The sequence below is a fragment of the Mediterraneibacter butyricigenes genome, from assembly GCF_003574295.1.
Classification (GTDB): Bacteria; Bacillota; Clostridia; order Lachnospirales; family Lachnospiraceae; genus Mediterraneibacter_A; species Mediterraneibacter_A butyricigenes.
Genome location: NZ_BHGK01000001.1, coordinates 1,139,293 through 1,153,529 on the forward strand (window position 1 = coordinate 1,139,293; position 14,237 = coordinate 1,153,529).

General features: G+C 50.8%; 22 protein-coding genes and 1 pseudogene. 3 read left to right on the plus strand and 20 right to left on the minus strand.

All coding sequences use genetic code 11. The features are described 5' to 3' along the window. Nucleotides 1–147: 147 nt before the first annotated feature. Together KGMB01110_RS05410 and KGMB01110_RS05415 are read right to left on the minus strand one after the other, a co-directional pair. The gene (locus KGMB01110_RS05410; protein WP_170141691.1) at nt 148–1,767 is read right to left on the minus strand and encodes a relaxase/mobilization nuclease domain-containing protein; all 1,620 of its coding nucleotides are present in this window, start codon (nt 1,765–1,767) and stop codon (nt 148–150) included. Continuing rightward, nucleotides 1,739–2,137 (minus strand): plasmid mobilization protein, encoded by a 399-nt coding sequence (locus KGMB01110_RS05415; protein ID WP_173686128.1) that lies wholly within the window; start codon nt 2,135–2,137, stop codon nt 1,739–1,741. Before KGMB01110_RS05415 ends, KGMB01110_RS05410 begins: the two co-directional genes overlap by 29 nt. A 111-nt stretch (nt 2,138–2,248) precedes the next feature. Between KGMB01110_RS05415 and KGMB01110_RS05420 the strand changes: the two genes are divergently transcribed. Next, the gene (locus tag KGMB01110_RS05420; RefSeq protein WP_243112684.1) at nt 2,249–2,551 is read left to right on the plus strand and encodes a hypothetical protein; all 303 of its coding nucleotides are present in this window, start codon (nt 2,249–2,251) and stop codon (nt 2,549–2,551) included. 26 nt (nt 2,552–2,577) lie between these two features. Here the strand turns inward: KGMB01110_RS05420 and KGMB01110_RS05425 are convergent, their stop codons facing one another. The 12 genes and pseudogenes from KGMB01110_RS05425 to KGMB01110_RS05480 form a co-directional block, all read right to left on the minus strand. Continuing rightward, the gene (locus KGMB01110_RS05425; RefSeq protein ID WP_330508042.1) at nt 2,578–2,988 is read right to left on the minus strand and encodes a hypothetical protein; all 411 of its coding nucleotides are present in this window, start codon (nt 2,986–2,988) and stop codon (nt 2,578–2,580) included. A 57-nt stretch (nt 2,989–3,045) separates the two neighbouring features. Continuing rightward, nucleotides 3,046–3,243 (minus strand): helix-turn-helix domain-containing protein, encoded by a 198-nt coding sequence (locus tag KGMB01110_RS05430; protein ID WP_004853580.1) that lies wholly within the window; start codon nt 3,241–3,243, stop codon nt 3,046–3,048. Further along, on the minus strand, nt 3,221–3,679 hold the full coding sequence (locus tag KGMB01110_RS05435; protein ID WP_456299263.1) for an RNA polymerase sigma factor: 459 nt from the start codon (nt 3,677–3,679) through the stop codon (nt 3,221–3,223). The genes KGMB01110_RS05430 and KGMB01110_RS05435 overlap by 23 nt, the downstream gene beginning before the upstream one ends. Nucleotides 3,680–3,837: 158 nt before the next feature. After that, nucleotides 3,838–4,542 (minus strand): zf-HC2 domain-containing protein, encoded by a 705-nt coding sequence (locus KGMB01110_RS05440; RefSeq protein WP_117567909.1) that lies wholly within the window; start codon nt 4,540–4,542, stop codon nt 3,838–3,840. Continuing rightward, a complete protein-coding gene (locus KGMB01110_RS05445; protein ID WP_008818014.1) occupies nt 4,535–5,020 on the minus strand; it encodes an RNA polymerase sigma factor in 486 nt (161 codons plus the stop codon). Before KGMB01110_RS05445 ends, KGMB01110_RS05440 begins: the two co-directional genes overlap by 8 nt. 267 nt (nt 5,021–5,287) lie before the next feature. Further along, entirely contained in the window at nt 5,288–5,428 is a 141-nt protein-coding gene (locus KGMB01110_RS05450; RefSeq protein WP_007037419.1) for a Maff2 family mobile element protein, read from the minus strand. Between the two features lie 218 nt (nt 5,429–5,646). After that, nucleotides 5,647–6,471: pseudogene (locus tag KGMB01110_RS05455) on the minus strand (VirD4-like conjugal transfer protein, CD1115 family); the annotation flags it as partial. Between the two features lie 86 nt (nt 6,472–6,557). Continuing rightward, a complete protein-coding gene (locus KGMB01110_RS05460) occupies nt 6,558–6,965 on the minus strand; it encodes a hypothetical protein (RefSeq protein WP_425463781.1) in 408 nt (135 codons plus the stop codon). A 35-nt stretch (nt 6,966–7,000) separates the two neighbouring features. Continuing rightward, nucleotides 7,001–7,174, minus strand: a complete 174-nt coding sequence (locus KGMB01110_RS05465) for a transposon-encoded TnpW family protein (protein WP_425463782.1) — start codon at nt 7,172–7,174, stop codon at nt 7,001–7,003. A 63-nt stretch (nt 7,175–7,237) separates the two neighbouring features. Continuing rightward, the gene (locus KGMB01110_RS05470) at nt 7,238–8,101 is read right to left on the minus strand and encodes an ATP-binding protein (protein ID WP_117531885.1); all 864 of its coding nucleotides are present in this window, start codon (nt 8,099–8,101) and stop codon (nt 7,238–7,240) included. Beyond that, complete coding sequence (locus tag KGMB01110_RS05475) at nt 8,098–8,832, minus strand: phage replisome organizer N-terminal domain-containing protein (RefSeq protein WP_015528455.1); 735 nt, start codon at nt 8,830–8,832, stop codon at nt 8,098–8,100. The genes KGMB01110_RS05470 and KGMB01110_RS05475 overlap by 4 nt, the downstream gene beginning before the upstream one ends. A gap of 113 nt (nt 8,833–8,945) precedes the next feature. Further along, nucleotides 8,946–9,344 (minus strand): cysteine-rich VLP domain-containing protein, encoded by a 399-nt coding sequence (locus tag KGMB01110_RS05480; RefSeq protein ID WP_117505404.1) that lies wholly within the window; start codon nt 9,342–9,344, stop codon nt 8,946–8,948. 126 nt (nt 9,345–9,470) lie between these two features. On the opposite strand from KGMB01110_RS05480, the gene KGMB01110_RS05485 reads away from it, so the two are divergent. Beyond that, nucleotides 9,471–9,749 (plus strand): type II toxin-antitoxin system RelB/DinJ family antitoxin, encoded by a 279-nt coding sequence (locus KGMB01110_RS05485; protein ID WP_117505406.1) that lies wholly within the window; start codon nt 9,471–9,473, stop codon nt 9,747–9,749. Then, the gene (locus tag KGMB01110_RS05490) at nt 9,746–10,036 is read left to right on the plus strand and encodes a type II toxin-antitoxin system YafQ family toxin (protein WP_003509355.1); all 291 of its coding nucleotides are present in this window, start codon (nt 9,746–9,748) and stop codon (nt 10,034–10,036) included. Before KGMB01110_RS05485 ends, KGMB01110_RS05490 begins: the two co-directional genes overlap by 4 nt. Nucleotides 10,037–10,142: 106 nt before the next feature. On the opposite strand, the gene mobQ is transcribed toward KGMB01110_RS05490, so the two are convergent. The 6 genes from mobQ to KGMB01110_RS05520 all read right to left on the minus strand — a co-directional run bounded on the left by mobQ (nt 10,143) and on the right by KGMB01110_RS05520 (nt 14,234). Next, nucleotides 10,143–11,588: a MobQ family relaxase gene (mobQ, locus tag KGMB01110_RS05495; RefSeq protein ID WP_119297783.1), complete on the minus strand. Its 1,446-nt coding sequence runs from the start codon at nt 11,586–11,588 to the stop codon at nt 10,143–10,145. Nucleotides 11,589–11,774: 186 nt separating this feature from the next. Continuing rightward, nucleotides 11,775–12,065: a DUF3847 domain-containing protein gene (locus KGMB01110_RS05500; protein WP_014081144.1), complete on the minus strand. Its 291-nt coding sequence runs from the start codon at nt 12,063–12,065 to the stop codon at nt 11,775–11,777. A 28-nt stretch (nt 12,066–12,093) separates the two neighbouring features. Next, nucleotides 12,094–12,555 carry an RNA polymerase sigma factor gene (locus KGMB01110_RS05505; RefSeq protein WP_117505410.1) on the minus strand — a complete coding sequence of 154 codons (462 nt, stop codon included), beginning with the start codon at nt 12,553–12,555 and terminating at the stop codon, nt 12,094–12,096. Between the two features lie 10 nt (nt 12,556–12,565). Further along, complete coding sequence (locus tag KGMB01110_RS05510; RefSeq protein WP_117531886.1) at nt 12,566–13,018, minus strand: RNA polymerase subunit sigma-24; 453 nt, start codon at nt 13,016–13,018, stop codon at nt 12,566–12,568. Between the two features lie 103 nt (nt 13,019–13,121). Continuing rightward, nucleotides 13,122–13,535, minus strand: coding sequence for an RNA polymerase sigma factor (locus tag KGMB01110_RS05515; protein ID WP_119297784.1), 414 nt, complete (start codon nt 13,533–13,535; stop codon nt 13,122–13,124). Between the two features lie 525 nt (nt 13,536–14,060). Further along, nucleotides 14,061–14,234, minus strand: a complete 174-nt coding sequence (locus KGMB01110_RS05520) for a cysteine-rich KTR domain-containing protein (RefSeq protein WP_081026450.1) — start codon at nt 14,232–14,234, stop codon at nt 14,061–14,063. Between the last annotated feature and the right edge of the window lie 3 nt (nt 14,235–14,237).

Genomic DNA, 14,237 nt, shown 5'->3' on the forward strand with positions numbered 1-14,237 from the left:
GGTATAAGCGGATAGGACGGTAAAAATGTAGTTTCTCGGTATCATTTTCGGGGATTTCCTGCGCTGTACGCCCAGTTTCAAGGGTGGGCAGTATTGCGGATAGGGTGCAGGGCATATCCCCGTTTTGGTATCGTTTCGGGGCGGTTTTTAACGCTCCTGTTCGTGCTTTTTCTCTCTGTCTTTCTCGCCTTTCAGGATTTGAGAAAGATTGCTTTTCACGGTATGCAGCTCCCTGACACGGGCTTTTTTCTCTCGGTATTCGTTGTAATGGGCGTTCTTTTCGGCGGTAAGCTGCTCAATTTCCGCTTGCAGGGCTTTATAACTTGGCAGCTTGGAAACGCCATGCGCCCGGAAATAACGGGCGGCAGCGTCCGCTATAATAAAATCGCTTTCGTGCCGCTCCCGGTAGGTAATGCGGGCTTTCTCTGTTTTCTGCACTTTCAAACCGTCACGGGCAGGCTTAGTTTTAACATAGGCAAGCACTTGTGTCTGAAGCTCTTTTTTCTCCCGGATAGCAGCGTCCAGAGCTTTCAATTTGGCGGTGCTGTCCTGTAAATCCGCATTGGCAGATACAAGGGCTGCGTCCAGTTCCTCCGGCGAATAGCCGTACTGCCCGTAGGCGGCAACGGTAGCCGCCATTTGTTTCAGATTGTGGACTGCCGCCCAGCGGTCATAGCCCACGCCTTTTCCCTCCGCCCGTTTTGCCGCCCGGTCAACCATGCGCTGAATGCTGTCCTTTTTCGGGGTGGTTTGGACAGCTTTTTTGCCCTGCAAACGCTCCCTTATGCTGCGGGGGTATTCGGGTACGGCTGCGGTCTGCTCGGCGGCTCTGTGGGCGTTCTGTTCCAAAAGGGCAAGAACGGCGGTGCGGTCAAAATCATCGCCCAGCTTGCGGGCGGTAATGGGCTTTGTCCTGTCCGGCGTGAGATAAGATAGCCGTCCCCGGCTCTCCTTGACGGTCACGCCCTGCTGCAAAAGAACGGCGGCGAACTCGTCATAGCTGGCGGCAGAGGACAGCGCGGCGCGTATGGTCTGCCGCAACTTTTCCTTATCCGTTTCAAACTTTGTGGACTTGGCGGGCTGTTCTCCGGCTGGCAGCGCAGCGGCTTTCTCGTCCAGCTTTGCCTGTCCTTTCCGCTGCGCCCAATACTCACGCTCGGTAATGCGGTTCTTGCTGCCATGCAAAAGGTCGATTTGATAGAGGTTTTCCCGGTGGCACAGTTCCATGACTTCGGCTTTGAAATATTCCATCGCCGCGTCTGTGCAGCGGTGTTTACACCCGACGCGGGTGTCTGCCGGTCTGTCCATGTAGGGCAGGAACGGAACTTCCGCTATCCGCAGGGAATTGATAACGATATGCACATGGATATTGCCGCTGTGGTTGTGTCCGTCCGGGTGGGTGCAGACAATGGCTTGGTGTCCGGGAAACTGTTTCCGGCAAAATTCTTCGCCCAACATCTGCGCCCGGTCTACGGTCAAACCGTTGTCCGCTGCGTCCCGTGGGTCAAAGCTGATAATGTAGTGGTGACTTTTTACATCTTCCCGCTTCTGGTTCTTCCCATAGCGGAGATTGGAGCGCATACAGGCAACGGCAAAATCTTCGCCGCCGCAGTTCAGCGTTGCAATTCGGTAGTCCTCCCGAAGCATGAGCCGCCCGTTTTCATCAAGGGTGGGCTTCATGGTAAACTCGTCATGTTCAAAGGTGAGGTACTGCTCGGCTGCGCCATAGTCCGCATTTTTAGAGCTGATATGTTTGAATGTTGCCAACAGCGTCACCTACCTTTCGCAAGACTTCAAACTTCAAGGCGGCAAGGTCAGAAATGGCGGTGCGGACTTCAACGGACAGGGCGTTATATGGTGTGCCGTACTCATTGAGGGCGCGGGCGATCTGATTGAGGTTGCCGCCGATTTTTCCGTATTCAGCGGTCAGCCTGCCAACGGCGGACAGCAGTTCATCATTGACCGGGGAAACGGTAACGATGGGGCGAATAGTCGCCCGTGTGATGGCTTGCCGGATAAATTCGGCTTGGCTCATGTCATAGTGTTTCAGCCGCTCGGTAAAGTCGGCGTATTCTTCCTCGGTCATGCGAGTTTTGACCACATGACTGCGGTGGGGCGTGTTGTATTTTTTCTTCAAGCATTGACCTCCTTTCTCGCCCGACAGGGCGCATGAGCAGGGTTTGGGGAAGGCACTCCCCAACAAGATTTACCAAAGGGGCAAAACCGCAGATATGCGGATTTTGGCACCGTGGTAGAATCTTGCTCTAAAAAGCTGCCGCTTTCCTCGGCGGCTCTGGTTTGCGGATATACTGGCTTGCTCCACCAATATAGCGATTGCGGCGGCGTGTTCTGCCCGCTGTTCACCACTACAACGGTGAAAAGGGTGCGTTTTGGCAAACGCAGCGGAAATTTTTTTATTTTCCCTGTCTGCTCCCTACAACAATCCGGCGGTGTAGTTTGCCAAAGATTTTTGAAAATGGGCGCAAAAAAAGCAGCAAACCTTTTTCAAGATTTACTGCTTATGTGCCGCTGTGATGAGCGGCGGTATTAAATTGTTAGCCGTTTTTCAAATGGAATTTATCTGCAATCGCTTTCTTTTCGCTTTCCAATTCCTTTTCTGTAATCTTCCATAATTCTAACACAATGATCTGCTATCTTTTGCATTCCGAGTTCTTCAAAAAAGGCAATTTGCATTTTCATCAGTTCTTCACAAACAGTCAACTTCTGCTCATCCATATTGCTAATAGCAAGCCATGGGAACGCTTTATATTTCTTAGTGTCACCAATGAGAAAATTGTAGCCTATCAACTCATTTTCACGGAAAACGAAATAGAATTGTGGACCTGAACCCGGAACTGACTTTTCCATAATTTGTTGCATGGTTTTCACACCGCCGTATGCAGGAAAAAAACCTATTCGCTCAAGAGCATTTAATATGTCAATCCTTTTATCTGTGGGTATGTCTCTATAATTGATAATCTGTTCCATTTGCTCTACCCTCATTAAAGTTTAATTTGTCAGGCTCTAATTATACAACTTTTCTGTTTAGCGGTCAAAGCGGAACTTCAACAAACTTTCTATCAGCCGCCCGACGATATGTTCCTGCATATCTGTGTTGATCTGTCCATCCATTTTCGCACAGGAGCGGATATATCCGGCATAATGAGATAGAACGGCGGCAACAGCTTCCGGGTCGCCCTCGCTTGCCTTAACGATTGTTTCATAGGGAAGTAGCTGGTTCATAGGACAAGCCCTCCAACTCTGCCCGTAGCTGCCGTAAAATCATCTGAATACGCCGCCCGGTTGTGTTGCCAGCCCGTCCATATCTCCGTCCAATCTCCCTATGCGTCAATCGTTGGAAGTAGTACAGGAAAATGATTTCCTGTTCCATCTGTGATAGTGCGGACAGCGCTGCGGCAAGCTCTGGACTTTCCAAAAGCACCATCTGACCACAGACGAAAAGCGGATAGCTGTTCATGGCAGCTTGCTCCGCAAAGTATTTATCTGTGGTGCTGAATGGATAGTGTTTTTCGTCTATCAGATATTCAAGCGAGATTTCCCGCTTGCGGCGGCTACGTATGCTCCGGGCTGCGTCTATGGCAGCGTGGCGAATAACGGTCTTGCAAAAGGCATCGTGTGTATGCCGGATATGTTCTTGATACTTTTCGTGTTCGGTCATGGAAAATCCCCCTTTCTGAATAATGGCAGAGGGCGGCAGCATTTTATGCTGTCGCCCTCTTGATTACCGAACAGCAAAGACGGGCGGGGCTGTCAACGGCGGCGCTTTTGCGCCGTTCATCTTGACCGTTGACAGGCTCGGCTGGGTTTGCTATCTGCTCACGGCAATTCACTCTCATTGATAGGAATTGCTTCAAGTTCCGTATTCAAATTGTTCCAATAAGAGCCAATATCCGCACTTGTGAAATACTTAAAACCGCCTGCTTTTGACTTCAATTCGCCGTTTTTAACTCCATAGCAGGCGTAAATCAAATCGTAGCTTGTTCCATCTGAGAGGTTAAATCTAAAGCTGGTCACATCTGCTCCGGCAGTTTCCTCAGTTGTTTTGTCTTTTAGGGATAAGCCCTTGAACTTATCATACAGGGTCTTTATATCATTTTCAGCAACAACTACTTTCTTTTCTGCTGATGCAGGCACTCCGTCATAGTGGTACATTTCAACGCTTTCGACATCTTCAACCTCAAATGGGAAGTCGATTTTGACAGGCTCATAAGCAATGTTTATAGGTAACAGAAAGAGAGCTGTGAAAATTGCAATGATACAAAGAGCGATGGAAACGAGAACAGCAATCGTTATCTTTTTTCTGCCCCTCTGCTTTTCTTTTGCCTCATGGCGCATAATAACGCTTTCGCTTTCTTCATGAAGAACATCTTCGCTCGTGTGAGAAAGCAATTTCTGATAAATTGCGTTACAGTCAGCACAGGCGTTCAAATGCTCTTTTACCATCTCTGCGCTTGCTTCGCTGCAAGCACCGTCAACATACAGCGGAAGAATATCTCGAACAATATCGCATTGTTTACTCATGCTTTTCATCCATCCTTTCTTGAATTTTTAGCTTTGCACGATGATAAGTAACTCTCGCCCATGATTCTGTTTTTCCAAAAATTGCAGCAATTTGTGAAAAAGATAGTTCCCCGAATACGCGAAGCTGAAATACTTCTTTGTATGGTTCTTCCAAACGGTGAAGAACGAGGTGTATGCGGAACGCCATGTCAGAATCTGCAACTGAGTTCTCAACATTTTCATTTGATGGCAAGTCATTGATTTCGCTCACATCAGCTACTCGCTGACGGCTTCGCATTTCATCATGGTAAAGATTTTTTGCTATGGAGCAGAGCCATGTCAATTCATCTGACTTACCTTTGAATTGTGATGTTGTAGAAACAGCCTTATAGAATGTGTTCTGCGTGATTTCCTCTGCTATCTCACGATTTTTGGCAAGAGAAATAGTATACGAGTATACCTGTAAATAGTAGGCTTTATAGAGCTTTTCATAGTCCATACTTGTCATCACCTCCTTCAGCTTCATAGGTTAGACGGAGAAATCGGAATTTCGTTACAAAGAAGTTTGAAATTTTTATACCTTTACGCTACTCTTGCTTTCTGCGGACTATTGGTAGACGCGCATTAACAGCAAGCAAAGAGATTGCTGTGTCAGCTTGATATGTTCAAATGCTAATTAAGTATAGCATACAGCTATGAATTTTTCTATTGCGTTCCCCTGACTTCGGAATAGCGGCAGGGCTGGCTATCCATGTCTTGTGCTTCTCTACCGTACATGAGCATTGGCGCCAGGGTTGTCGTTGCCGTAACCTTCCAACAGGTTGATGACACCCCAGATACCAAGACCAGCGCCCAGAGCGATAACGAGAGTCTGAAGAACGGTAATTGCCTGTTCAAAAAATGCCATATAGTTTGTTAGCCGGAATCTGATTAAAAAATAGGTTTGTCATGTTTCATAGGCATACAAAAGCCGGAACAATCTGCCGCCCGATTTCCGGTGGCATGATTCCGGCTGTCCTCCTTTTTCATTATTTTGTTGATGATTGCCCGCTTTGTACGCCAATGGCCTCAACAGAGGCAGTTGCGGCAAATAGATACGATCACTCCTTTCTCAGCGGAACCGTATTACACGCCCTCCGTGTCTACTTCATATACATCGCAGACCTCATCAGGCTTGAGTTTTAGTCTGGCAGACAAAAATGCTTCAATATCAAAGGTATTTCGCTTGTCTGCATCAGCTGTGTATTTGAAATTAGGGTGTCTGGTAATGTCATACTTGTCTGAAAGAAACGGACGCACACCGCGCAACTGCAAGATGCACTTGCCGCCATCCATAACTGCCAGCTCGTCCTGGCTCATCAGCTCTTTTCCCAATTTCTGATAGTTAAGCGAGTGGGAGGTCTCCCGTCCCCGGCTCTCTCCGGTGTTGTAAGTGTCTATGGTCTCCTTTCCCAGAACAGCCGCCAGCTCTTTCAGCGTTGTTGGCTCTTTGCCACCCAGGAAGATGGAAGTATCCATATTGCCGATGATGGTATCGGCATTATCTTTGTAAATTGCCTTGAGCTGGCTCTGTGCCTGCAACACCAGACAGGCAGAGATTTCACGGCTTCGGATGGTGGCCACCAGCTTTTCCAGCTTCGGAATCTGCCCGATGTTGGCGCACTCGTCAATCAAACAGCGCACATGAACCGGAAGCCTGCCGCCATACACATCATCGGCCTTTTCACAAAGCAGGTTGAATAACTGGGTGTAGCACATGGAAATGAGAAAGTTAAAACTGTCATCCGTATCACTCATAATGAGGAACAGAGCCGTTTTTCTGTCTCCCAGCGTATCCAGTTCCAACTCATCGTAGGATGTAACCTCGCGCAGCTCCGCAATATCAAATACGGCAAGACGCGCACCGCAGGAAATCAAAATCGACTTAGCGGTTTTGCCAGAGACAAATTGTCAAGGACTTTTTAATCAAATTCACAAAAAATCCACAAAAAAGGTGCCAGAAGCACCGTATGGCTCCTGACACCTCGTTTGATAGATTACATTTTTCCGTTCAGCAGGTCTTTGCAGAGATACGCATAGTCTGGCAGCTGGTTGATATATGGCTCCCAGCGCCGCTTGATTTCCGCCAATTCCAGCGGATCGGCTTTCTCCAGTGCATGATCGTTGCCTGTCATATATAAAACATCCGTAGCAACATCATCCAAACACCTGCCGCAGAGATCAGCAGCTGATTCTATCCTAATGCCAGTATCCACATAAAGCGGATTGACGCCAATCGCCAGCCAGACATAGCCTACCTTGTCCGACCAGAGCAGTTCAAAATCAGGGCTTTGCCGCAGATGTTCCGCAAAGACCTCCTTTACTCGTTCAATTTCATGCTTCTCTTTTTCTGTGTAAAGCATTTTCGTGTCCTCCTTGACAAAAATTTTGGTACGTACCATTATCAGTTTAGCACAAGGCGGCTTCGTTTATCAGTCTGTCACATCTGCTGAATTTCATTTTTGAGCATACGCTTGATTTTATCGCTCATGGTTTCTGTGCTGGTCTGGCTGAAATGGACATGAACCTTGTAGGTTGTCTTGCCAATTTTCTTTACCATCGCTGGCGTGTTTTCCGGCGCTCTGGACGCAGTAACGGCGTCTGCCACCTGCATAGCATGGGGTTCTTTGTTCATGGCGCTCCTTTCTCCGAACGGGTCTGTGCCGCCGGTAAAAAATCAGTCGTGCTTACTGTTTACAATGTCTTTTGCTGTCTGTCGGGTAGCACCGGCATTTTCTTCCCGGAAATTCTTCCCGTCAAAGAGAATCGGCGCACACCGTTCCAGAATACGGTCATAGATACGGGCGTGAGCCAGATCAGGTGGGTTTTTCAACTCGGACAGTTTCAAGTTTGTTGTGATAATCATGGGTCTACGGCTGCGATAGCGGCTGTCGATGACGAAAAACATCTGCTCCATAGCATATTCGGTACTGCGCTCTACACCCAAATCGTCAATGATAAGCAGGTCATACTCGTCAAAGCTGGCAATAAACTCCGACCTGTCCTCAGAGAACATCCCGGTCAGGCGGTTCAGAATGGTGGGGAAGTTTGTCATCAGCACCGGCACATCCCGGTCAAGCAGGGCGTTGGCAATACAACCGGCGAAAAAGGACTTGCCGGTTCCCACATCCCCGAACAACAGCAGGCCGGTGTTGTTTTTATATGCCTCCTTCCAGTTCTCCACATAGGCGCGGGCCTTGTCCATCAATGGGTTTTGGCCGTTGTCGTTGGCAAAGGTGTAGTCGTACAGATAGCGGTCTTGCAGGCCCTGGGCCTTCCGGCGTTTGATACGCTCCATGCGGCGCTGCCGTTCCTCGGCGGCCTTGCGCCGTTCCTCGGCCTCCCGCTGACACTGGCAGATACAGCGGGGCATGAAGTAGCCAGGTTTCCCAAAGCATGGCACAACGGTCTGCCTCTGGCCGCCGCATTTCTTACAGTGGATGAGACCGTCTGACGGATCTATATACTCGTCCTCAGCCAGTTCCACACTGGCAGCTGCCTTGTCGATCAGCGCCCGGATTTCTGCGGTAATCTCAATCATACAGTTTCATCCTCCTTTACGCTGTAATCCCGGTTGCGTGAGGGTGTGATCGTTTTTTTAGCATCCTCACCGGCCCAGCGCCGGATGGTGGCAGCATGGCTCTGATACCGCTTGCCGGTAGAAGCCATGTACTCGGACAGCTTTTCGATGTACTGGCCCCATACAGTGGGAAAGCTGGCCTGTAAGTCTGCCAGTTCCCCGTCCGTCAGGAAAACATTCTGGTAACGGCCATAGGCGTGGGCGGGGTGTCCCTTCTCTATCTCTCTCTTTATCTCTATCTCTTTCTCTAACTCTATCTCTATCTCTGGTGGACGAATGTCGGACAAATGTCCGCCGTTTGTCCGGGGCGCAGAAAGAGCCTTATTTTGGAGCCTCGCAGCCCGCTTTCGTTCAGCCTCGGTAGAGGACTGGCCGATTAAAAGTTCGATGTTGCTCATGTAGAATGTGCCGCTGTCCAGCACTTCCACAAGGCCCAGCTTCAAAAAGATCTGCAAGGCTCTCTCCACAGTGCCGATCTGCTGGCGGGTGATGGTGGCGATCATCTGCGCCGTGTAGGGGATGTCCTCGTCAAGCTGGAGCCGCCCGCCATGTTTCAGCGATTTCAGATACAGCTTGAGCAGAATGTTGGAATACAGCACACCATCCTGCATACTTTCCAGCAGCACGATGGAATCATCGTCAAAATAGTTTTCTTTGAGTTTCAGGTAATAATATTTTCGGTTGTCTGACATAGGGTTCCTCCTTGGGGTTTCTCTTGGGATTCTGTACGCATTTTAAGGCCGTTTTAGGGGTCGGAGAATAAATCTATCAGCCTGCCTTTGACACCCTCAAAAAAAGCCTTGATTTACAAGGGTTTTTCAGCCCCTAAAGCGTGACATTTCTTCCGTTGTTTCCGCTTGCGCTTTGCGGCGTTGATCCGCTTCATGCGTGCAGCACATTCCGGGCAGTATTTGGCCCGGTTGGAACCGGGGGTAAACAGCGCCCCACATACGGCGCATTTCTTTGCATTCAGCCGGTGGAACAGCGCCGTTTCCAGTTCCTTATCCTGCGGCAATACCGCCGTCCGAAACCACCTGCACAACAGGGAATAGGAAATGGACTGGACACAGACACATTCCTCCCCATCGTCCAGGGCAATACAGTTTCCGTCGATGTAGTTACAGCACTCATGCACTAGCCTCCGCACTCTGCGGTACTGGCGGTAATCCATGACGGGGATAGGTTCAGACTTATTGTTCTTCATAAATGATTTCTTTCATAAAGCCAGTAACCTCCTTGAATGAATTTATTGTTAAATATTCGTGCAAAGTATTGTTTTCTTCGTGCAAATGGCATATACTATAATTGCCAGCAGAAAGGGGTTGATCGTATGGCTGGAAATACCACAAACATCAGTATCCGCATGGACGCAGATTTGAAAGCGCAAGCGGACGCACTGTTTACTGAACTTGGCATGAACCTGACTACGGCGTTTAACATCTTTGTGCGCCAGTCGCTTCGTGAAGGCGGCATTCCCTTTGAGGTGAAGCTGGAACAGCCCAACAAGGAAACGGTTGCTGCCATGCTGGAAGCGGAAAGGATTGCAAAAGACCCGTCTGTAAAGGGATACAATGACCTTGACGAGTTGTTTGCCGACCTGAAAAAATGAGGAAAACAAAGTACACCGTCAAGTACACGACCGCTTTCAAAAAGGACTACAAGCGGGCAATCAAGCGCGGCCTGAAAATCGAATTGCTGGAACAGGTCGTGGCGCTGCTGTCGATGGGCGAACCGCTGCCGGATAAAAACCGCGATCACGATTTGTCCGGCGATTGGGTGGGCCATCGGGAATGTCACATTCTCCCGGACTGGCTGCTCATTTACCGTATCGAGGATGATGTGCTGGTGCTGACGCTTGCCCGCACCGGGTCGCACAGCGACTTGTTCGGCAAATAAACCATCTGCCGCCGTATGGGGAAACCTGTACGGCGGTTTTTCTGTGTGCAAAAGGGTGTCGTGAAACGCGACGCACCTGAAAGGGGTCGGCAAAGCGCCGTACCCTTTACCGCTCCGGCCCCCGGTCGCGGGGCTTGTCCCGTTCCTGTCGGGCCAGTTGGTCGGCGGCCTTGCGGAGCCGTTCCACAGCTTTTAGCTCCTCCCGCATAGCTTTCATGTCGATGCTGTCCACCTGTTTCTGGGCGGTCAACAGGTCGATCTCACGCCGCCATTCCTTCGGGGTGATTGCCTCGCCGCTGTCTTTCAGTTCTTTCAGATACCAGGCCGCCGCGTCATAGAGGATCAGTTCCCGGCTGTGGCGCTGCTCGAACAGTTCCCGCTTCTCCGGCTTTACCCTGGCAAGCTGCTTGTGGACAGTCTTATACTCGTTGTACTGCGCCCACATCTCCCCGCGCTCGGTGAGGACAGCGATCCGGCGCTCAGCCTTGACGATCTTTCCCCGCAGGTCATAGTAACGGCTGTTCATATCAGCGATTTTTTCATGAAGCTGCTGCATAGACTGGATGCCGTTTGCCTGTAAAAAGCTAAATAGTGCAGCGCTTTCCTGCAAAGCCCGGATTTTACCGGTGCGGGTGCGGGGAGTGTTCAACTGCTGCTGGGCCTCCCACAAAGCAGTCAAGCTGCTTTGCTGTGTTTGTGGTTTTTCCGCTTCGTCTTTCGACCAACGATAAAGCCGGGTAATGCGGGCTTTGATTTCTTTCAGCAGCTTGTTGTCGGCAGCGATCTGCCGGTTTACTTCCCCCTTGTCGGTGCGGATGCCGCGCTTCTCCATCTGGCTGGCCGCTGGCCCCAGGTGGACAGAGGGGATTTTATCAATGCCCTGTCGCTTGTAGCTGCGGTGGTCTACCAGGGCAGGCTGACCGGCTGCCTCCAACACCCGATTGGTGTAGGCCGCCCACGCTGCCCGCCAAATCTCCACATTTCCTTTATCGTTCCAATCGGTTGTATCCTCACGATGATTTTTCCAGCCGCCTTTCCCATCCGGGATACGCTGTCCATTCTCGTCCAGGTCGTATGCCTTGCGGCACTTTGCGCCCCACTGTCCATTTTCTTTCAGAGGCCGGAGCGTCAGCATGATATGGACATGAGGGTTGCCGGTTCCCTTGTCATGGATGGCGAAGTCGGCGCACATCCCCTTGTCCACAAAGTTGTCCTTCACATAGGCACGCACAAGAGCGAGCTGTTGTTCGCCGGACAGTTCGCGAGGCAGAGCTGCTTCGATCTCGCGGGCAAGCTGGCTGTCCCTTGCTTTCTCGATTTGCTCCACGCTGTTCCAGAGGGTGGAGCGGTCTGCAAATTCCGGCGAGGCGTGGGCGGGCAGCATGATCTCCGCATGGACAATGCCGCCTTTCCGGGTGTAGTCATGGGTCAGGCCGTCCCATTCATTTGTCAGCTTGGTTCCGCTTCGGTAGGCGGCTGCGGCAACAGCGGAACGGCCCTCGCTGCGCTTGATGATACTGACGGGAATATGGCAAAAATCTATGGGTGGCACCTCCTTTCGGCGGGGATATTTCAGGCTCCGTGGAGCCGAACAAACGCGAAGCGGGTGTTTGGCTGCGCGGGGCGCACAAGGGGTTTGGGGAGTGTAGCGCCCCATCGCGGACGAAGTACGCAACGCCCCCGGCAGGGCGCACAGCACCGGCAACGGTGTATAAGTGCGCCCTTGTAAACAAGGGACTTATGGCGTGTCCCCGGATTTTGGCAGGTTTGCAGTCAATTCCGCAGCCCCCGGAAGATGGGACAGGGCAATCAGAAATGTTTTGACCTCCGCGCCGGAAAGGTCGGGAGCCAGCGGGAAAATCCCCTCCAAAACGGCTCCGCGCTCAATCAGGCGGCGGGTGCGACCCCTGCGTTCTTCGTTCCGCTGCTTGTTCTCCAAAATCTTCTTTCGGTTTTCAAGCTGCCGAATCTCCTTCAGGACTTTCTCCCGTTCTTCTTTTTGGGGGTGGGCTGTAATTTTTTCGTTCATGTCAGGCACCTCTTTTCTTTGGAAATACTCATAGATTGACCGTCCATTTCTGACGCGCAAAGTACCGGCGCAGTCTCCGCAGTGCGGCATGGATGGATTTTCCCGCCTGTGATGGCGTGATACCCTCCATTGCGGCAATATCTTTCACTTTCATACCCAGCATATAGCGGGCGTGAACACGGCGAGCCTGCATAGGCGGCAGGGAAGAAATGGCTTCGTACAATCGCCGTATCAGTTCTTCGTATTCGGCTAATTCTTCTTTTTCTATCAGGTAGTCCTCCGGCGATGGCTGCGCCCAGCCGATGGCGGCATTTTCGATTCCATCGTTACAGTCGAGGGAATAAAATGCCTTATACCGGAACATCTTGCGCTCTCTGGCAGCCTCGGCTCTCTTATCCAGAAGAAACGCTTCGACGATCTCATCGGACACCTCCACACAAATGTCCTCTTTGCAAAATGGATAATATTGTTTGAGATTGATGGTCTGCATAGGCATGCCCTCACTCTGTTTGGAAAAGGCCATCATAGCAGCGGCGCATATTCCGCAGACCCCGGCGGATGGCAACGCTAACCTTGCTGCTGTGGACGCCCTCTATCCGAGAGATTTCCGGCTGCTTGATACCAGCAATGTAGTAGGCGTGAACACGGCGGGCCTGTGTCGGAGTGGCATGAGCCAGAGCCGCAGGCAGAGCTGCAATCAGGCGCAGACGGGTGGTCATTTCTTCTCGTTCCACCAGAATATCCTCCGGCGATCTGCCGTGTTCCAGCGCGTAGTTCTCCGTCCAGCTATATGCGTCCAGGGAGTACCAGGCGCGGTGGTAGACCTTCCGGCGCTCATAGTTGTTCATCTCGCGCTGGGCCTGCCGCATGGCCTCCCAGACCTCGTCGCTGACCTCTACAAACTCGTCGTGCCGGTAGTGGGTATAAATCCACCGCAGATTGATTGTTTTCATAGGCTTACCTCCTGAAAATGGGAGAGGCGGACAGCTCGTCCGCTGTCCGCCCCTCGCTGAGATAAGGGAAATGATCCCTTTCACTTGGTAGCCAGAAAACAGGTCATTCGTTAAGCCTGTTCTCAAAGAAATTTATAAATTTTTTTCTGACCGCCTCCACACTTTGATACACAGCCACTTTGGAGCAGCCGCACAGCACACCGATCTCTGCAAGGCTCAGCCCGTCAAGCGCATAGAGCAGGAACCGGCGGCGCTGGGCCTCGGTACAGGTGTCCAGAACAGCCATCAGCTCATGCAGCGTTTCCATGCGGCAAAGGTATTCCTCCGGCGTTTCGCCGTAGACCCCTACACCCTCGGTGGTAATGATGTACTCGTCAAACTCCCGGTCATCCCAATGCCGCCGCTGTTCATGGAACAGGTTCTCCGTTTTATGATCGGCCCGGTCAAGAAATTCATAGACTTCCAGCGTAACCTCCACGGCCACAGCTTGTCCGTTATAATTGATGGTAACTTCCATCTGCCTTTCCTCCATTCAGATTTTTTGGGTAAATCTGAATGGGGCGGCGGAGAACGGCACCGGGGATAAAGTTCGGGCCATGCTGACCCGATGTTCCGGCTCCATAGGGACAAAAAAGCGCCCGGACGGCATAAAGCCATACGAGCGTAATAGAGTATATTTTGCTGTTTAGTTACATGGTATAGTGCATACTGCTGACCACATTGCTCCGCTGCCGGGAGCAGGCTTTTTTTAGCTGGTGCAGATCATGGATACTGTGAAAAGACGCAAACATAGACACGGCGGCATTCTCCTATATGCCGCCGTGGATTTACACGGTGTTGGGTCGTCGTTGGTTTAGGGTAGACGAAAAGAAACGGCGGCTCTGATTTCTCAAAACCGCCGCCAGGGTATCTAGAGTAAGCGCACAAAATCAACCTGCCCAGCTACGGTTTTTTTCTTTCCCCATTAGGCGGGGCAGGTTTAAAAGAATATGAAAAGCCGATAACAGCAGTCATGTTAGCCTGCGTGTTATCGGCTCTGCGTCTATGCGTCTGGCTCTCTAATAACGGATATATTCAGTTGCTTTACATGAATGAGCGTTTCCTGTTTACATTTTGGACAGAACAAGGGGAAATTCCTTAATTCCGTGTCAATTCGTATTTTTATTCGGGTTTTATTATGGCATATAGGACAACTAACCCAACTTGTCTCTTTCATCAA